This window comes from Methylobacterium sp. TK26 (genome assembly GCF_055361565.1).
Genome location: NZ_CM143965.1, coordinates 488,012 through 504,763 on the forward strand (window position 1 = coordinate 488,012; position 16,752 = coordinate 504,763).

At 70.3% G+C, this 16,752-nt stretch carries 17 protein-coding genes; 7 read left to right on the forward strand and 10 right to left on the reverse strand.

What is annotated here, in order from left to right; all coding sequences use genetic code 11:
* The first annotated feature begins 96 nt into the window (after window positions 1-96).
* Together ACXJ1Y_RS02465 and ACXJ1Y_RS02470 are read left to right on the forward strand one after the other, a co-directional pair.
* Window positions 97-1,059, forward strand: coding sequence for an acetyl-CoA carboxylase carboxyltransferase subunit alpha (locus ACXJ1Y_RS02465; RefSeq protein WP_463848596.1), 963 nt, complete (start codon window positions 97-99; stop codon window positions 1,057-1,059).
* Window positions 1,056-1,787, forward strand: coding sequence for a DUF1796 family putative cysteine peptidase (locus ACXJ1Y_RS02470; protein ID WP_463848597.1), 732 nt, complete (start codon window positions 1,056-1,058; stop codon window positions 1,785-1,787). Before ACXJ1Y_RS02465 ends, ACXJ1Y_RS02470 begins: the two co-directional genes overlap by 4 nt.
* 10 nt (window positions 1,788-1,797) lie before the next feature.
* Here the strand turns inward: ACXJ1Y_RS02470 and ACXJ1Y_RS02475 are convergent, their stop codons facing one another.
* Window positions 1,798-2,709, reverse strand: coding sequence for a LysR family transcriptional regulator (locus ACXJ1Y_RS02475; RefSeq protein WP_463848598.1), 912 nt, complete (start codon window positions 2,707-2,709; stop codon window positions 1,798-1,800).
* Window positions 2,710-2,808: 99 nt separating this feature from the next.
* On the opposite strand from ACXJ1Y_RS02475, the gene ACXJ1Y_RS02480 reads away from it, so the two are divergent.
* Complete coding sequence (locus ACXJ1Y_RS02480) at window positions 2,809-3,978, forward strand: MFS transporter (RefSeq protein ID WP_463848599.1); 1,170 nt, start codon at window positions 2,809-2,811, stop codon at window positions 3,976-3,978.
* Between the two features lie 159 nt (window positions 3,979-4,137).
* On the forward strand, window positions 4,138-5,625 hold the full coding sequence (locus ACXJ1Y_RS02485) for a L,D-transpeptidase family protein (protein WP_463848600.1): 1,488 nt from the start codon (window positions 4,138-4,140) through the stop codon (window positions 5,623-5,625).
* Between the two features lie 12 nt (window positions 5,626-5,637).
* Here the strand turns inward: ACXJ1Y_RS02485 and ACXJ1Y_RS02490 are convergent, their stop codons facing one another.
* Entirely contained in the window at window positions 5,638-5,811 is a 174-nt protein-coding gene (locus tag ACXJ1Y_RS02490; RefSeq protein WP_243953360.1) for a YqaE/Pmp3 family membrane protein, read from the reverse strand.
* A gap of 85 nt (window positions 5,812-5,896) precedes the next feature.
* Here ACXJ1Y_RS02490 and ACXJ1Y_RS02495 point away from each other — a divergent pair, with 85 nt between their 5' ends.
* Window positions 5,897-6,196: a GIY-YIG nuclease family protein gene (locus tag ACXJ1Y_RS02495; protein ID WP_463848601.1), complete on the forward strand. Its 300-nt coding sequence runs from the start codon at window positions 5,897-5,899 to the stop codon at window positions 6,194-6,196.
* A 139-nt stretch (window positions 6,197-6,335) separates the two neighbouring features.
* Here ACXJ1Y_RS02495 and ACXJ1Y_RS02500 read toward each other — a convergent pair whose 3' ends face one another.
* The 8 genes from ACXJ1Y_RS02500 to ACXJ1Y_RS02535 all read right to left on the reverse strand — a co-directional run bounded on the left by ACXJ1Y_RS02500 (window position 6,336) and on the right by ACXJ1Y_RS02535 (window position 14,657).
* Complete coding sequence (locus ACXJ1Y_RS02500) at window positions 6,336-7,913, reverse strand: cytochrome c (RefSeq protein ID WP_463848602.1); 1,578 nt, start codon at window positions 7,911-7,913, stop codon at window positions 6,336-6,338.
* 89 nt (window positions 7,914-8,002) lie between these two features.
* On the reverse strand, window positions 8,003-8,323 hold the full coding sequence (locus ACXJ1Y_RS02505; RefSeq protein WP_463848603.1) for a hypothetical protein: 321 nt from the start codon (window positions 8,321-8,323) through the stop codon (window positions 8,003-8,005).
* Entirely contained in the window at window positions 8,323-8,814 is a 492-nt protein-coding gene (locus ACXJ1Y_RS02510; protein WP_463848604.1) for a TspO/MBR family protein, read from the reverse strand. Before ACXJ1Y_RS02510 ends, ACXJ1Y_RS02505 begins: the two co-directional genes overlap by 1 nt.
* Window positions 8,811-10,028 (reverse strand): geranylgeranyl diphosphate reductase, encoded by a 1,218-nt coding sequence (locus ACXJ1Y_RS02515; protein ID WP_463848605.1) that lies wholly within the window; start codon window positions 10,026-10,028, stop codon window positions 8,811-8,813. Before ACXJ1Y_RS02515 ends, ACXJ1Y_RS02510 begins: the two co-directional genes overlap by 4 nt.
* A 4-nt stretch (window positions 10,029-10,032) precedes the next feature.
* Window positions 10,033-11,355: a BCD family MFS transporter gene (locus ACXJ1Y_RS02520; protein ID WP_463848606.1), complete on the reverse strand. Its 1,323-nt coding sequence runs from the start codon at window positions 11,353-11,355 to the stop codon at window positions 10,033-10,035.
* The gene (chlG, locus tag ACXJ1Y_RS02525) at window positions 11,355-12,239 is read right to left on the reverse strand and encodes a chlorophyll synthase ChlG (protein ID WP_463848607.1); all 885 of its coding nucleotides are present in this window, start codon (window positions 12,237-12,239) and stop codon (window positions 11,355-11,357) included. The genes ACXJ1Y_RS02520 and chlG overlap by 1 nt, the downstream gene beginning before the upstream one ends.
* Window positions 12,240-12,363: 124 nt before the next feature.
* Window positions 12,364-13,809: a transcriptional regulator PpsR gene (gene ppsR / locus ACXJ1Y_RS02530; protein ID WP_463850013.1), complete on the reverse strand. Its 1,446-nt coding sequence runs from the start codon at window positions 13,807-13,809 to the stop codon at window positions 12,364-12,366.
* 29 nt (window positions 13,810-13,838) lie between these two features.
* Window positions 13,839-14,657 (reverse strand): cobalamin B12-binding domain-containing protein, encoded by an 819-nt coding sequence (locus ACXJ1Y_RS02535; protein ID WP_463848608.1) that lies wholly within the window; start codon window positions 14,655-14,657, stop codon window positions 13,839-13,841.
* A gap of 311 nt (window positions 14,658-14,968) precedes the next feature.
* Between ACXJ1Y_RS02535 and bchF the strand changes: the two genes are divergently transcribed.
* Both bchF and ACXJ1Y_RS02545 read left to right on the forward strand, forming a co-directional pair.
* Window positions 14,969-15,484: a 2-vinyl bacteriochlorophyllide hydratase gene (gene bchF / locus ACXJ1Y_RS02540; RefSeq protein ID WP_463848609.1), complete on the forward strand. Its 516-nt coding sequence runs from the start codon at window positions 14,969-14,971 to the stop codon at window positions 15,482-15,484.
* The gene (locus tag ACXJ1Y_RS02545) at window positions 15,481-16,752 is read left to right on the forward strand and encodes a ferredoxin:protochlorophyllide reductase (ATP-dependent) subunit N (RefSeq protein ID WP_463848610.1); all 1,272 of its coding nucleotides are present in this window, start codon (window positions 15,481-15,483) and stop codon (window positions 16,750-16,752) included. The genes bchF and ACXJ1Y_RS02545 overlap by 4 nt, the downstream gene beginning before the upstream one ends.

The window sequence follows — 16,752 nt, forward strand, 5'->3', positions numbered from 1 at the left end:
GTTGACACCGTCGGCCTTTGCGCCAACACCTCGCGCCGGCCGCGGCCGGGCTCCCCACCGGGCGTGCGACATCCCACGACTCGGTTACGGAACTCCATGGCGGTCACGCGCTCCTATCTCGACTTCGAGAAGCCGGTGGCTGAGCTCGAAGCGAAGCTCGAAGAACTGCGCGCCGTCGGCAACCAGGACGGCGCCGTCTCGATCAGCGAGGAAGTCGGCCGGCTTGAAGCGAAGGCCCGCCAAGCCCTCGCGGAGATCTACGCCGCCCTCACGCCCTGGCAGAAGACACAGGTGGCCCGCCACCCGCAGCGCCCGCATTTCGTGGATTACTGCGCCGGGCTCATCACCGAATTCACCCCGCTGGCGGGCGACCGCACCTTCGGCGAGGACGAGGCCATCGTCGGCGGCTTCGGCCGCTTCAACGGCCGCCCGGTCTGCGTCCTGGGCCAGGAGAAGGGCGCCACCACCGAGGCCCGCCTGCGCCACAATTTCGGGATGGCCCGCCCCGAGGGCTACCGCAAGGCGGTGCGCCTGATGGAGACCGCCGACCGGTTCGGCCTGCCGGTCATCGCCTTCGTGGACACGGCCGGCGCCTATCCTGGCATCGAGGCCGAGGAGCGCGGGCAGGCCGAAGCCATCGCCCGCTCCACGGAAGCCTGCCTCGGCCTGTCGGTGCCCAACGTCGCGCTGGTGATCGGGGAGGGCGGCTCGGGCGGCGCCATCGCCATCGCCACCGCCAACCGGGTGCTGATGCTGGAACACGCGATCTACGGCGTGATCTCGCCGGAGGGCGCGGCCTCGATCCTGTGGCGCGACGGCGGCCGGGCGCACGAGGCGGCCACCGCCATGAAGATCACCGCGCAGGACCTGCTGCGGCTGGGCGTCATCGACGGCATCGTCCCCGAGGCAGTCGGCGGCGCGCACCGGGACCGCGAGGGCGCGGTGCAGGCGGCGGGTCAGGCCATTGCCGAATCCCTCGCCATGTTCGACGGGCTCGACGGGGCCGCGATCCGCGGGCGCCGGGCCGACAAGTTCCTCGAGATCGGCAGGCGCCTGTGACGGCAGCGGCCGGGCTGCGCGGTGCGCTCGGCCGGCTCGGCCGTCGCTTCGGCCGCCGCGACGGCCGCGAACCGGGGGCGTTCAACACGATCTCCCTCGGCTGCAATTGCCAGATGGCGCATGTCCTCAAGACCCTGGACCTGCGGACGTGGTCCGGCCCGTTCGACTGGATCTTCACCCTGCCGGGCATGGTGAGGGATTGCCTGGAGGACGATTTCGCCGCGCTCACCGATTGGCGCGAACTGGAGAGCATCCCCGCGCCTGAGCGCCGGGGCGAGGGCATCTGGAAGGGCCGCCACCGCCTCTACCGCGAGCGTCACGGCCTCGAATGCGTGTTCAACCACCACGACCCGGCCGCCAACCCGGCCGATTACGCCTTCCTCATGGAGGGCGTGCGCCGGATGCGCGTGGCCCTCGACACGCCCGGCACGCGCAATCGCCTGTGGATGATGACCCATCTCTACACCCCCCGCCCGGTGGTGGAGGAGATCGACGCGATCCTCGGCCGGCGGGCGAGTATCAATCATCTCACCTTCGTGCAGCTCATGCCCGGCCAGGGCCACGTTGAGGTGGCCGAGGCCGTGGACGTCTCCGCGAGCCTGCGCTGCCTGACGATCCACAGCCCCACGGAGCCGGTGGGCCTGCGCCTCGCCGATCCAGCCGACGACGCGGCCCTCGTCGGCATCCTCCGCGCCGAGGCGGGACGGCTCCCCGAGCGGCTGGCCTGAGGGGCCGCCACTACGGCGTCGTGTCCCCGCGCAGGGCTTCGACCAGAAAGTCGACCAATGCCCGCACCCGCACCGGCATGGAGGAGCCGCCGACGAACACGGCATGAATCGCCTCGCGATCCTGCGGGTTGAACGGCTCCAGCAGCGGGACGAGGCGCCCGTCGGCCAGGTCCTCGGCAATGTGGAAGTTGCCGACGCGGGTGATGCCGACACCGCGCAAGGCGAGTTGCACCAGCGTCTCGCCATTGTTGGCGGCGACGTTCCCGCGCACCGGCAGGATGAAGTCCTGCCCATCCTCGCGGAACGGCCAGCCTGGCTCGCTGCGGCGGAAGCTGAAATCGAGGCAATTGTGGGCGGCGAGGTCGGAGGGCCGGCGCGGCCTGCCCATCCGTTCGAGATAGGCCGGCGACGCCACCACCGTCCGCCCGGTCTCGCCGAGCCGGCGGGCGGTGAGGGGACTGTCGGCCAGCGGCCCAAATCGAATCGCCACATCGGCCCGGCCGCCGAGCACGTCCGCGAGTTCATCGCTCAGGTCGATCTCGGCGACGATGCGGGGATGGCGCGTCACGAACTCGGCGAGCAGCGGCACGATCACCAACCGGCCGTGGGCGGTGGCCGCGCTGATCCGCACCCGGCCGCTCGGGCAGCCCCGGTCGGCGAGGGTGCGCTCGGTCTCGTCGAGATCCGCCAGGATGCGCCGGGCGGCCCGTCCATAGGTCTCGCCCTCCGCCGTCGGACGCAGGGTCCGCGTGGTGCGCACCAGCAGGCGCACGCCGAGCCGTGCCTCGATCCGGGCGACGATCCGACTGACGGCGGACGGCGTCAGGCCGAGCTTGCGGGCCGCGCCCGAGAGGCTGCCCGCTTCCACCACGGCGACGAACACCGCGAGTTCGCCGAACCGGCCGGGTGAATCGCGATCCATCTATGAATTTTCGGCATAGATCATGGTCCGTTCCGGCCTCTACCGCACTCAATGCGAATCCGCCACTCACCGGATCGGAACGAGTGAGGGTGCGACACAATGACCACCAAGCTACCTCTGCTGTCCCTGGCGATCGGCGCCTTCGGAATCGGCGTGACCGAATTCACCCCGATGGGGATGCTGCCGCTCATAGGCGGGGATCTCGGCGCCTCCATCCCGGCCATGGGCCTCGTCGTGAGCGCCTACGCCCTCGGGGTCCTGTTCGGCGCACCTCTGATGACGCTGGCGACGGCTGGGATGCCCCGCCGCCGGCTCCTGGTCGGGCTGATGGGGATCTTCGTCCTCGGCAACCTCATGGCCGCCCTGGCGACCAGCTATGAAATGCTCATCTTCGCCCGGGTGATCACGTCCCTGAACCACGGTGCATTCTTCGGCGTCGGCTCGGTCGTCGCCGCCGGCCTCGTTGCGCCGGAGCGGCGCGGCGCAGCGGTGGCGACGATGTTCTCGGGGCTGACGGTCGCGGCCATCGTCGGCGGCCCGCTGGCGGCCTGGATCGGCGAGGTCGCGGGATGGCGCACCGTCTTCTGGATCATCACGGCCGTCGGGCTCGCGGCGATGACCGCTCTCCGGTTCGCCCTGCCGCCGCTCCCGGTCGAGGGCCGGGCCGACATGCGGTCGGAATTGCGCGTGCTGGGCCGGGGCTCCGTCCTCGCCGCGCTCGCCCTGACGACGATCAGCTTCAGCGCGATGTTCACCGTGTTCACCTACATCGTGCCGATCCTGCGGATCGAGACGGGAGCGACAACCGCGTTCGTCTCCCTCGTCCTGTTCCTGAGCGGCGTGGGGCTGGCTTTCGGCAACTGGCTGGGCGGGCAACTCGCAGGACGGTCGGTGGACGGGACCATCCTGTGGTCCCTCGTGCTCCATGTCGCCATCCTCGTCCTGTTCGCGTGGGGCATGCGCAGCGCCGTGCCGGCGACCCTGCTGGTCGTCGCTTGGGGCGTGGCGTGCTTCGCAACCGTCTCCCCCCTGCAAATGCGCGTCATGGAGGCGGCGGTCGAAGCACCCAACCTCGCCTCGGCGATGAATATCGGCGCCTTCAACCTCGCCAACGCCATCGGTGCGGCGCTGGGCGGTGCCGTGATCGATGCCGGGTTCGGATACCCCGCCGTGTCGTTCGCCGGCGCGGGCATGGCCGGCGCGGGGCTGCTCCTGCTGCTCGCCCTGCACCTCCGGCGGCCCGTCATGTCGGTGACGGCGGGCTCGTGAAAACAGGGGATCGACGCGCATGGCGCCGGCCCGGTGTTGCACCGGCGCCCTTGCGGTAACGAAGGCGCAAGCTTAACGACGGTAGACGGTTGGGGAGTGACGCCCGAAGCCGGCCGATACCAACGGCCTCCGGGCGAGAGTTCGAGGACGAGGTTCCCCATGACGGCGCGTCCCGCGACTGCGAGGATGCTGGCGGCCGCTGCCTTGACCGCCCTTCTGCTCGGCGCCTGCCAGGATGGCAGCGGGATCAACGGTCCCACGGCCCGCAGCATCGCACCCATCGCCCCGCAGACCCTGGCTCTGATGCAGACCAAGGGGATGCAGCAATCCGACCCGATCCTGATCCGCGCCTACAAGAAGGAAGCGGAGATGGAGGTATGGAAGAAGGGCGGCGACGGGAAATACGCCCTGCTCAAGACCTTCCCGATCTGCCGCTGGTCCGGCCAGCTCGGCCCCAAGACCCGCGAAGGGGATCGCCAGACGCCCGAGGGCTTCTACACGATCACGCCGGGCCTGATGAACCCGAACTCCTCGTACTACCTCTCGTTCGATACCGGCTTCCCGAATGCCGTGGACCGGGCGAACGGCCGTTCCGGGCGCTACCTGATGGTGCACGGCACCTGCTCGTCGGCGGGCTGCTTCGCCATGACCGACGCCACCATCGCGGAGATCTACGCGGTGGCCCGCGAAGCCTTCATCGGCGGCCAGCGCAGCTTCCAGTTCCAGTCCTACCCGTTCCGGATGACGGCCAAGAACATGGCCAAGTTCAGGAACGACCCGAACGCCCCGTTCTGGCGCAACCTGAAGGAAGGGTCGGACTACTTCGAGGCCCTGCGCGAGGAGCCGAAGATCGGCGCCTGCGGCACCCGCTACGTGTTCGGCGGGGCGGATGTCGCGGCCGGCTCGTGCAAGCCGAAGGTCGACCCCCTGGTCGCGGAGAAGCGCGCGGAGGACGAGCGCGAGATCGCCGAACTAGTGGCCAAGGGCACCCCGGCGGTGCGCATGGCCTATCAGGACGGGGGCCAGAACGCGGTCTTCCGCCCGCAGAACAACCCGACCACCTTCGCGAGCCTCGGCGGCACCGAGACGGTCCTGCCCTACGACGCGAAGGAATACGGCCGTCACAACCTCGGTGAGGTGAGCCGGCCCGAGACCCTGGCCGCCGGGCCGGAGGAGGTCGAGATCGACGTGAAGGGCCGTCCGGTGATGCTCGCCGCCGTCCCGTCGCCGACCACCACGTCCTCCACCACGCCGAAGGCCGTGGCCGCCGCCAAGCCGGGGGAGAAGGCGAAGGGTCCCGTGCGGCCGGCGCCGACGACGCTCATGGCCGCCCGCCCCGCGGAGCCCGCCGCCGAGCCGGAGAAGCCCGCGCGGATCGCCGTGGCGGATGCGGACGGCGATTCGGATGGCTACCAGCAACTGCTCGGGAAGCTGTTCACGAAGGATAGGCCGGCCCCGGTCGTCACCCCCGCCACCGACGCGGCGACGGTGGAGCCGATCAAGGTCGCGGCGCGGATCGAGCCCCCGGCGGCGAAGCCCGCCCCCAAGCCCGCCCATGCGGGCAAGGAGCATCCGGAACACAAGGCCGAGGCCAAGAAGACCGAGACCAAGAAGGTCGAGGCGAAGAAGGCGGATGCGAAGCCGTAACGGCTCGCATCCTCAGAGCAGCGGCCGGTCGCGGTTCATCAGCCACAGGGCATGGACCGTGCCGGGCAGCCAGCCCAGGATCCAGAGCACGATGTTCAGCAGAAACTGAATGCCGAAGCCCGTCGTGACGAGCACGGCGATGGGCGGGAAGAAGATCGCGAGCAGGATACGGATCAGGCTGGACACGGGAACTCCGTGGGAGGAGAGGGCGGTTGCGCTGCAGCAACGATGCGGGGCAGCGCCGGTTCCGCCGGAAAGGTCGCGATGCGCGATGGCCCATGCGGTGTACATGCTGGCCAGCAGCCGGCACGGAACGCTCTACGTCGGCGTTACGAACGATCTTGCCCGCCGGGTCTATGAGCATAAAAGCAGCCGAACTGGTGGCTTCACTGCCCGATACGGCGTGACCCGCCTCGTCTGGTACGAGTACTACGAAAAAATCACCGACGCGATCGACCGCGAGAAGGCGCTTAAAAAGTGGCGCCGCGATTGGAAGATCCGGTTGATCGAAGACTTCAACCCGGATTGGTCCGACCTCTACGGGACGCTCACGGGCTGGACCGGCCTTTAGTCACCCCTCGTCATTCCGGGGCTCGCAAAGCGAGAGCCCGGAATCCAGAACTGCGCCAGCTCCGATGGGAAGCGTCGCGCGTCTGGATTCCGGGCTCCGCTGCGCGGCCCCGGAATGACGGGGAGCGTGGGTCAGCGCCTCACTTCGGCGGCGTGGTCGCGCCCGGCATGGAGGTCGGCACGTTCGCCGCCTGCTTCTCCGGGTTCTTCACTTGGCTGTAGGCGACGTTCGAGAACGTGCCGATCACCGCCGGCCAGCTCGGGTTCGCGTATTGCGGGTCATCGCGGCCGACCTTGCAGAAGGCGGTCGTGAGGCCGTTGACGATGTCGTCGTCGGTCACGCCGGTCGGCTCGGCCTTGATCTGCGGCGTCAGGCGGGCCAGCGTCGGCACGAAGTCCTGCTGCTTCAGGCCCTTCAGGCTGTCCTGGATGTTCAGCTTGTCGAAGGCGGCCTTGAGCTTGTCCTGCTCGATCTCGGCGCAGGGCGCCGTGCCGGAGAGCATGGTCTTGGTCGCCGCCCGCGCGTCGGAGGCCTCGGAGCCGGACAGGACCGGCGCCCTGTTGCCCCAGGCGTTGCGAATGTAGTCGGTGACGTTCTTCACCTCGACATCGGTCATCTGCTGGCCGATGGCGACCATCGGCGCGAGGCCGCTCTGAGCGGCGAGGCCGCCATAGATCACCCGCAACACGGTCTCCGGCCCATGGGACTGCACGGAGGTGTTGCCGGCCAGCGCCGGCACGGCGCCATCGATGCCCTTGCCGTCAGGCTGGTGGCAGGAGGAGCAATAGGTCAGGTAGGTCGAGGCGCCGGGGGCGTCCTTGGTGTCGAACGCGGCGAGGTCCTTCGCCTTGTAGGTCTGCTTGGCGGGCACCGTCCGCAGGTAGGCGACCATGGCCTTCAGATCCTCCTCCTTCACCTTGGAGAGGGATTCCATGATGGTCTGGCGCATCGGACCGGCCGCGACGCCCGGCCGGTCGCCGGGGGCGGTGCCGGTCTTGAGGTAGGTCACGACCTGCTCGTCGGTCCAGGCGCCGATGCCCTGGTGGCCGTCCGGAGTGATGTTCGGAGCGTACCAGCCGTCGATGACGCCGCCGCCGAAGCGGCCCGCGAAGCTCGAATTGCCGACGAGCTTGTTCTCGTTGTGGCACATGGCGCAGTGGCCGAGGCCCTCGACGAGGTAGGCGCCGCGGTTCACCTCGGCGCTGGCATTCGGATCGGGCTCGAAGCGCTTTTCTGTGAAGAACGCGGTGCGCCACGTGACGAGGGCGGTGCGGACGCTGAACGGGAACGGGATCTGGCTTTCCTGTCGTTTCTCGTTCACCGCCGGGACCGACTGGAGATAGGCCCAAATCGCCTTGGTGTCCTCGTCGGTGACCTTCGTGAACCAGCCGAAGGGGAAGGCCGGGTAGAGATAGCCGACATTCTTGCTGTAGCCATGACGAAACGCCTTGTCGAAATCGTCATAGCTCCAGTTGCCGAGGCCGGTTTCCTTATCGGGAGTCAGGTTCGGGGTCATGATGACGCCGAAGGGCATGTTGAGGGCGTAGTTGCCGGCGAGATACTTGCCGCCGGGCGCCGTGTGGCAGGCGGCGCAATCGCCCATCGTGACGAGATACTTGCCCCGCTCGACGGGGTCCTGGCTGTCCTGCGCCCAGGCGGGCGCCCCGAGGATGGTGCCGGCGAGCAAGCCGGACGCAAGGACTAAGCTGCGCTGCATGGCCTGCACCTCCGGGGCGAGGACTTTAAAAGAATTCAAAATGGTTGCCGCGCGTGAACGCGGGGTCGGAAACTGTTGTTCCTGCCGCGCTAGCCGCGAACCTGCGGCCAAGCGTCCTTTTGCGGGGCGCCGTGCTTGGATGCCGCAGGGCGCAGGCTCTTCCGGCGCAGGATCAGGTCGGCGACGTGGGCCACGAGCCCGACGAGCATGAAGCCCGCCACCACCGGCCACGCCGAACCGGTGAGGGCCGCGCGCAGGGCCAGCATCAGGGCGGCCCCGGCGGCGATGGTCGCGCCGAAGGGGGCGAACCGGGCCGCGCCCCGGCAGAGGATGGCGAGCAGCACCGCCTCGGCCGCGACGCCGACGAGGATGAGATCCACGATGCGGCCGGAGGCGAACAGCCCCTCCATCACACGAGGCTCCGGCGGGGGTTCAACTGCACGATGCGCAGGTTGAGGCAGGCCGCGACGCTGACCCAGGCGAGATAGGGGATGTTCAGGAGTGCGGCGGTCGAGCTGGTACGGCCCACGGCGAGCATCAGCGCGAGGATCGAGAGCCACAGCATCGCGACCTCGACCAGCGCCCAATCCGGCCGGCGGAAGCGGAAGAACAGCACGCTCCACGCGATGTTGAGCACGCCGTTGACGGCGAAGACGGTGGCGATCAGCGGCCGGGCGGCCGGATCGGCGCCCCAGGCGATGACGCCGGAACTCGCGGTCATGGCGAAGATCGTGGTCCAGACCGGCCCGAAGGCCCAATCCGGCGGCTTCCAGGCCGGCACGCGCAGGCGCTGGTACCAGCCGTCGGTGCGCGTCGCGACGCCGCCGGCCACGGCGACGAGCACGGCGCAGACGGCGGCGACGAGGGCCGTGGGCCAATCCACCTGCGCCAGGGCACTCACGGAGACACCCAGCGGAACAGGTGGGCGAGGTCCTTGAAGAAGATGCGGACATGCGCCGCCGGCTTCGCCCGGACCAATTCCTTGTTCATGTAGGAATCCCAGGTGAGCTGCTGCACGTCCTTGTCGCGGCAGATCGAGACGAAGCGCTCACGCAACCCGTCGCTGCGGTACCAGACCCATTGCATGATGCCGAGGATCAGGAACACGCGGCCGTGCTGCTTCATGAAGCGGCGGCGGGCGAGGCCGAGCGCCTTCGCATCGCCTGTCGCGAGGAACGCCTCCGCCGCTTCCGCCGCGAGTCGCCCGCCGAGCATGGCGTAGTAGATGCCCTCGCCGGAGGCCGGCGCCACGACGCCCGCCGCATCGCCCGCGAGGAGCACGTCGCGGCCGTTGTCCCAGCGCTTCAGGGGCTTCAGGGGCAGGGGCGCGCCCTCGCGCCGAACCGTCTCGGCGTCGGCGAGGCCGGTCGCCTCGCGCAGGGCGCGGATCGAGGAGCGGAGCGAGAAGCCCTTGCGGGCGCTGCCCGTGCCGATGCTCGCGGTCTCGCCGTGGGGGAAGATCCACGAGTAGAAATCCGGCGAGTGCCGGCCCTGGTAGAACACGTCGCAGCGCGCGGGGCCGATGGCCGCCTCGCCGGCCTCTCCGGCGCGGGGCACCCGGACGATTTCGTGATACGCGAAGACCTGCCGCATCTTGTCGTGGCCCGGCACCTCCGCCCGGCCGACCGGCGAGGTGGCGCCGTCCGCGCCGACCACGAGCCGGGCGCGGACGCTGTGGTGTTCCAGGCCCTCGCCCTTGCCGGTGGTGAAGTGGACCACCGCCGCGCCGGCATCCGGCCGGGAGAGACGGTCGAAGGCGGCCTCGCGGAGGTCGGCGCCGGCCTGCGCCGCGCGCTCCCGCAGCCATGGGTCGAAATCCTTGCGGTCGACCATGCCGACGAAGCCGTCGCCGACCGGCATGTCCACTTCCTTGCCGCTCGGCGCGATCATGCGCGCGGCGCGGATGCGGGCGACGAGGAGATGGTCGGGAATCGCGAAGTCGCGGATCAGCCGGGGCGGAATCGCGCCGCCGCAGGGCTTGATCCGGCCCGGCTTGTCGAGGAGCAGCACCGAGCGGCCGGCGGCGGCCAGATCGTGGGCCGCCGTCGCCCCTGCCGGCCCGCCGCCGACCACCACGACGTCGAAGGTTTCGACCGCGCGTTCGTGTTGGGTCATGGCCTCACCTCGCCTCGAATGCCGGATTGAGCGGGAAGGAAGAGGGCGCCGCGTCGAGGCGCAGGGCCACCGCGACCGCCACGAGGAACAGCATGCCCTCGGCCACGAAGACGGTGGCGTAGGCATGGACCGGATCGGCCATGACGAAGCGCATGGCATCGACGGCGAAGGCGCCGAGCACCCCGCCGCCGCCGAAGGCGACGCCCTGCGCCGCCCCCCAGACGCCCATGCGGGTGCCACGTTCGCGTTCGCCGCCGCTCCCGGCCAGCGCCATCATCGAGCCGATGGCCGCGACCGCGTAGATGCCGTTGGCGAGGCCGAGGGCGAAGACCGCGCCGCGCAGGGGAAAATCCGGCCCCGAGGGTCCGCCCGCCGCGATGGCGAACAGGGCGAGGCCCGAGGCGCCGCAGCCGATGGCGATCCAGAGCCGTAGGGAGGCGAGCGCGGTGCCCTTGGCGAGCAGCGTCACCGCCGCCACGAGGAGCATGCCCGCCAGCACGCCGCCATGTTGGAGCCCGGCGAGCTTGGTCGTGGCGCCCGGGCCCATGCCGAAGACGAGCCCGGCATAGGGTTCGAGGATGAGTTCCTGCGCGCTGTAGGCGAGCATGGAGACGAAGACGAAGACCGTGAAGCGACGGGCGACGGGATCGGCCAGCACCTTGCGCAGCACCAGCATGAAGGGCGGCTTGGCCTCCGGCGCCTCGGGCCGGGCGGCCGGAAGCCGGGCTTCGATCCCCATCACCGCGAGGCTCGCGACGCAGAAGGCGATGAGGGACACGCTGCCGGAGACGGCCACGAGGCGCATCACCGTGAAGGGTTCGAGGAAATGCCCGGCGAGCGGCGCGGTGAGCGCGAAGCCGAAGATCATCATCACCCAGACGAGGGTCGCCGCCGCCCCGCGCCGGGCCGGGGCGACGCCGCCCGCGAGCAGGACGAGGAGCGAGGTGCCCGCCGCCCCGGCACCGAGGCCAACGAGGAGGAAGGAGAGGGCAGCGAGCGCCAAGCCGGCGACGAGATGCGTCTGCGCCAGCGCCGTGCCGCAGGCCGCGCCGAAGCCGCCGAGGCAGAGGGCCGCCATGCCGCCAAGGATCCACGGGGTGCGCCGGCCCGTCCGGTCGGAGCCGTAGCCCCAGCGCGGGCGCAGCACCTGCACGGCGTAGTGGATCGCCACCAACAGCCCCGGCACCAGGGCCGGCAGGGCGAGTTCCACCACCATCACGCGGTTCAAGGTCGAGGTCATCAGCACCACGACGCCGCCCAGGGAGGTCTGCACGAGGCCCAGCCGCAGGATCGACGGCCAGGACAGGTGCGCGGGTTCGCGGGCCATCAGGCGCCTCCCACCAGCGGGCGCAGGGCGAAGGCGGTGGCGAGCATCCCGAGCACGTAGAGCGTCGTGCCGGTGCCGTTGTACCACGCCGCCCGGCCGCGGGGGTCGTCGAGGAAGCGGACCATCAGGGCCGCCTGCCCGGCGAGCAGCGCGACGATGATCGCGGCATGCCACGGCCGCCCCCAGGCGAAGAGCAGGCCAATCACCGCGACCTGCGGCAGCGCCATGACGAGGCAGGCGAAGCGCGCGGCCCGCGCCGGGCCGAGTTGCACCGGCAGGGAGCGCACGCCGGTCGCGATATCCCCCTCCACCGACTTGAAGTCGTTCAAGGTCATGATGCCGTGGGCGCCGATGGAATAGAGCAGCGCGGTGAGGAGCACCCGCCAATCCGGCATGGCGGCGGCCATCACCGCCGCGCCGGTGAACCAGGGCAAACCCTCGTAGCAGATCGCCACCGCCGAGTTGCCCCACCAGCCATTGCCCTTCAGGCGCAGGGGCGGCGCGGAATAGACCCATGCCAGCACCAGCCCGAACAGGGCCGCGCCGAGGATCCACGGGCCGAGGGCCGCCGCGACGACGAGGGACAGGGCGGTCCAGCCGAGGGCGAGGTAGAGGCCCCAGCGGCCGGGAATCCGGCCCGAGGGAATCGGCCGGTTCGGCTCGTTGATGGCATCGACGTGCCGGTCGAACCAATCGTTCGCCGCCTGGCTCGTGGCGCAGACCAGCGGTCCCGCCAGCACGATCCCCGCCGCGATCACCGGCCATTGGCCATGCGCGGGGACGCCGGACGAGACCACGCCGCAGGCGAACGCCCACATCGGCGCGAACCACGTTAGCGGCTTCAGAAGCTCGACGACGGCACTGGGAGCGGGCGTGGCGGCCATGGCGGGAGGCTATGCGAGCCCCGCGAGGTGTCAAGTCAGAATGACACCTCGCGCGTCATGTCGCGGTGGTTTACCGGGGAGCGTGAAACCCGTCGGCGTGACGGATTTAATATTCGTCTCCTTGTCAGACGTCGTCGCCGGCATCGAGGTCGCCGACGCCGTAGCGGCGCATCTTGGCGTAGAGACCCTGCCGCGACAGGCCCAGCATCTCGGCCGCCGATGCCCGGTTGTCGCGGGTGATCCGCAGGGCGGCCTCGATGCACAGCTTCTCGATGAGGTCGGTGGTCTCGCGGACCAGGGTCTTCATGGAGACGCGGCCGACGAGTTCGGCCATCTGCTCCACCGAGCGCGGCTCGGCGCGGGTGCCGACATTCAGCGCCGAGCGCGGCGGCAGCGCCCGGATCGAGAGGCCGATGCAGGCCGGCGAACCGGCCGACGCCACGGCCGCGACCTCCACATCCTCCATGCCGCCATAGGCGCCGCGCACCACGGTGGCGAACCGGCGGACGGAGCCGTGATCCTGCAAGGTCGCGAACAGGGTGCGCGCCTCGGTCTCGTCGCGGGCGAGCCATTCCTCGATCGGACGGCCCCGCGCCTGCCCCTCGGCGGCGAGTTGCGCCAGTTCGAGGAAGGCGGCGTTCGCCCAGACCACCTTGTGCCCCGAATCGGTGATGACGAAGCCCTCCGGCATCGCCTCGATCAGGGCACGGGTCGGCAGGGCGGCGGAATTAGCCTGGTTGAGACCGTCGGATGCGCCCTGTTCGGGGATCAGCCTCAGGATCGCGCTGGTCCCGCCCTCGCCCCGGAAGAGGGAGGCCGAGATCGTCACCTCGCCCCGCCCCTGGAGCAGGGCGGCGCGGATGTCGGCCGCCTGCCCGGTCGCGCGCAGCGACCCGTGCTGCGCTTCGAGGGTCCGCAGGCTCGCCGGATCGAACAGCTCGACCATATCGACGCCGATCAGGCGACGCACCGCCCGGCCGAGCAGCCGCGCGGCGGAGGGATTCGCCTCGATGACGCGGCGTGTGGTGGAATCCACCACCAGCACCGCCTCGCCGCAGATCTGGAAGAGCAGGCGGTAGCGGGTCTCCGCGGCGCGGAGGCGGTCGTAATCGCGCTCCAGCGTCTGCTGCGTATCGGCCAGCCGCCGCTGCAAGGCCGCGACGGTGCGCATGTCCCGCCCGAGGACGAGGATAGGCCCGTCCGCCTCGGGACGCAGGGCGGCGTAGCGAATCGGCAGGTCGATGCCGGTGGGCGAGGGGTGGTTCACCTGCCGCCAGCGGGTGACTTCCCCCGGCCCAGCATCGCGGAGCAACTCATCCACCTTGGTGCGGCTCTCGATGGTGACGGTGTCCACGAGGCGCCGGCCGAGCCAGCCGCCGATCTTTTCCTCGGCGAACTCCGCCGCACCGGTCGCACCGCGAATCACCCCGTCCGCATCCACGATGAGCGAGAGGTCTGAAGCAGCGGTCACGGCGAGCCCGGCCGCGTTGCCGCCGAGGAGAGCGGCGACCTTGGGCAGGGCCTCGTTCGAGGCCGGCTCGGCTATGCGTGGTCGTGGCGTCACGAGAATCTGTCGCAGTGCGTCGATTGGACTACCTTTCAGCAAGCCAGTGCCGGTCTGTCCAGCATGGCTTCCGCAAGACCGGGCGCCGACCACGCGTCGGGGGCGTAGGCATCCGCGCCGAAGGTGGCGGGATCGGCGCCGGTGCGCGCGAAGTACGGTCCGCCAACCAACACGAACAGAGAAGGGTTGCGTGAGGCGCGCCGAAGCGCCGGCACGAGGGTTTGAAGCGCGGGCGCGCAGACATCGCAGGAGAGCGACAACCCGAGCATGTCGTACCAGCCGGAGCTGAGAAGTTCGACCGCGTCCGCGTCGGAATGGCCGAGATTCGTCACCTCCCAGCCCGATTCGCGGAAGAAGCTCGCGAGGATCGACAGGCCGTAGACGTGAGTCTCACCGGGGCAGGGCATCAACAGGATACTGCGTCCGCTCGGCGCCGCCGAGCGCTCCATGCCCGCGCAGAGGCGCCGCGTGAGCGCCTGGAGCCGGCCGAGTCCCTCCGTCACCGCGAGGAAATCGCAGGTATCCTCCTCCCACATCGTGCCGAGGCGCTTGGCGGCCGGGGCGAGGATGTCGAGGAGCAGGCTGTCGAGGGAGAGGCCGCAGCCGAGCAGGGCCTCCACCGCCGTGTCGAGATCGAACGCGCCGGGGTGCAGCAGCACCGCCGCCAGCGCTTCGGGATCGTGCAGCGGCGCCACCGGCACGGTGCGCGCCGGGCGGCTGTGGGCCAGCATGAGGCGGGGAAGGATTTCGGCCTCGACCAGCCAGGACAGCACGTCCCGGTCGTCGTCATTCCGGTCGCGGTCGAGCATCAAGCCCGCATAGCCGTCGTCACAGAGGTGCCCCAGATCGTCCATCGGCATCCCTCCCGCCATGGCGGGCTCTGACGGCCCACTCTCTAGGATCGCGTCGTCATACTTGGCTAGTCGCTTATAACCCGCCGTCCCGCGGCTGAAAGGGGCGGACCCGGCAGCACAGGCGGGGACCGAACCTCAACAGCACCACACTACGCCAGAATTAGACTTTGGCAACGCGTCGGCGCGGACAGCTCTCGTAAAAGTGTCACCCATCCAAAGCGTCAAGCGGGATTGACACTTTCGGGCGGCTCGGTAGGTTCAACGGCAACCGGGACGGGTCACGAACCGGATTGGCAGGCGAGGGCGAACCCATGGGTCGGCAGGACCTCGGTCGCGACACCCGGCCGGCATTTCCGCTCTACACGGCAGACGAGCGGCTGCGGCGGGATGCCTCGCCGTGGACGCTGGTTCAGGGCGTGCTCGCCCCCCTGCAATTCGCGATCTTCCTCGTGAGCCTCGGCCTCGTCCTGCGCACGCTTCTCACGGGGGAGGGCGCCGCCGCCGCCCAGGCCTCCGTCGTCGTCAAGACGCTCGCCCTCTACGCGATCATGGTCACGGGCTCGATCTGGGAGAAGGACGTGTTCGGGCGCTACCTGTTCGCCCCGGCCTTCTACTGGGAGGACATGGTCAGCATGCTCGTGCTGGCCCTCCACACCGCCTACCTCGCCGCCCTGACGACGGGGGCGCTGGGGGAGCGGGGCCTGCTGCTCCTCGCGCTGGCGGCCTACGCCACCTACGTCGTCAACGCCGCCCAGTTCGTCCTGAAGCTGCGCGCCGCCCGGCTGCAGGGCGGTTCGGCGCTTCACCCGGCGGGGGTGCTGTCGTGAACGCCCCGCTCCCCCGTTCCGCCTGCGGCGGCATCGACCTCCACCGGGAGGACGGCCAGCGCGCCGTCTTCTGCGGCCTCACCGGCATCGTCTGGCTGCACCGGAAGATCCGCGACGCCTTCTTCCTCGTCGTCGGCTCGCGCACCTGCGCCCACCTGATCCAGTCGGCGGCGGGGGTGATGATCTTCGCCGAGCCGCGCTTCGCGACCGCCATCATCGATGAGCGCGACCTGGCCGGCCTCGCCGATTGCAACGAGGAGCTGGACCGTGTGGTCGCGCGCCTCGTGGAGCGGCGGCCGGACATCAAGCTCCTGTTCCTCGTGGGCTCCTGCCCTTCGGAGGTCATCAAGCTCGATCTCAGCCGGGCGGCACAGCGCCTCTCGGCCAAGCTCTCGTCGGTGAAGGTGCTGAACTACTCGGGCTCGGGCATCGAGACGACCTTTACCGAGGGCGAGGATGCCTGCCTCGCCGCCCTGGTGCCGGACCTGCCGGCCGAATCACCGGACGCGGCGCCCTCGCTCCTCGTGGTCGGGGCGCTGGCCGACGTGGTCGAGGATCAGTTCCTCCGCCTTTTCGCGGCGATGGGCATCGCGGATGTCCGGTTCCTGCCGGCCCGTCACGCCGACGCGATGCCGGCGGTAAGGCGGAACACCCGCTACCTCCTGGCCCAGCCCTTCCTCACCGGCACGGCGCGGGCGCTCGACGAGCGCGGCGCCAAGCGGCTGGCCGCCCCGTTCCCGCTGGGGGCCGAGGGCACCACCGGCTGGCTCGCCGCCGCTGCGGAAGCGTTCGGCGTGCCCCAGGCCACCTTCGAGGCCGCCACCGCCGCCGGCCGGGCGCGGGCCGAGACCGCGCTCGCCCCCTACCGCGAGAAGCTCGGCGGCAAGCGGGTGTTCTTCTTCCCTGATTCGCAGCTTGAGGTGCCGCTGTCGCGGTTCCTGGCGCGGGAGGTCGGGGCGGACCTCGTGGAGGTCGGCACGCCCTACCTTCACCGCGCCCATCTCGCCGCCGAGATCGAGCTTCTGCCCGAGGGCACCCGCGTCACGGAAGGCCAGAGCCTCGACGACCAGCTCGACCGCTGCCGCGCCGCCCGGCCCGACCTGACGGTCTGCGGCCTCGGCCTCGCCAACCCGCTGGAGGCGGAGGGGCTGACGACCAAGTGGTCGATCGAACTGCTCTTCACCCCTGTCCAGGGCTACGAGCAGGCGGGCGACCTCGCCGAACTCTTCGCGCGGCCGCTCGGCCGGCGCGCGCTCTTGGAGGTGTAG

Bases quoted from the DNA above. Each gene is read 5' to 3' on its own strand.
- ACXJ1Y_RS02495 (WP_463848601.1), top strand. From the start codon at position 5,897: ATGGCCCATGCGGTGTACATGCTGGCCAGCAGCCGGCACGGAACGCTC.
- ACXJ1Y_RS02515 (WP_463848605.1), bottom strand. From the start codon at position 10,028: ATGACCCAACACGAACGCGCGGTCGAAACCTTCGACGTCGTGGTGGTC.
- ACXJ1Y_RS02485 (WP_463848600.1), top strand. From the start codon at position 4,138: ATGACGGCGCGTCCCGCGACTGCGAGGATGCTGGCGGCCGCTGCCTTG.
- ACXJ1Y_RS02475 (WP_463848598.1), bottom strand. From the start codon at position 2,709: ATGGATCGCGATTCACCCGGCCGGTTCGGCGAACTCGCGGTGTTCGTC.
- chlG (WP_463848607.1), bottom strand. From the start codon at position 12,239: ATGGCCGCCACGCCCGCTCCCAGTGCCGTCGTCGAGCTTCTGAAGCCG.
- ACXJ1Y_RS02500 (WP_463848602.1), bottom strand. From the start codon at position 7,913: ATGCAGCGCAGCTTAGTCCTTGCGTCCGGCTTGCTCGCCGGCACCATC.
- ACXJ1Y_RS02535 (WP_463848608.1), bottom strand. From the start codon at position 14,657: ATGGACGATCTGGGGCACCTCTGTGACGACGGCTATGCGGGCTTGATG.
- ACXJ1Y_RS02465 (WP_463848596.1), top strand. From the start codon at position 97: ATGGCGGTCACGCGCTCCTATCTCGACTTCGAGAAGCCGGTGGCTGAG.
- ACXJ1Y_RS02505 (WP_463848603.1), bottom strand. From the start codon at position 8,323: ATGGAGGGGCTGTTCGCCTCCGGCCGCATCGTGGATCTCATCCTCGTC.
- ACXJ1Y_RS02480 (WP_463848599.1), top strand. From the start codon at position 2,809: ATGACCACCAAGCTACCTCTGCTGTCCCTGGCGATCGGCGCCTTCGGA.
- ACXJ1Y_RS02520 (WP_463848606.1), bottom strand. From the start codon at position 11,355: ATGGCCCGCGAACCCGCGCACCTGTCCTGGCCGTCGATCCTGCGGCTG.
- bchF (WP_463848609.1), top strand. From the start codon at position 14,969: ATGGGTCGGCAGGACCTCGGTCGCGACACCCGGCCGGCATTTCCGCTC.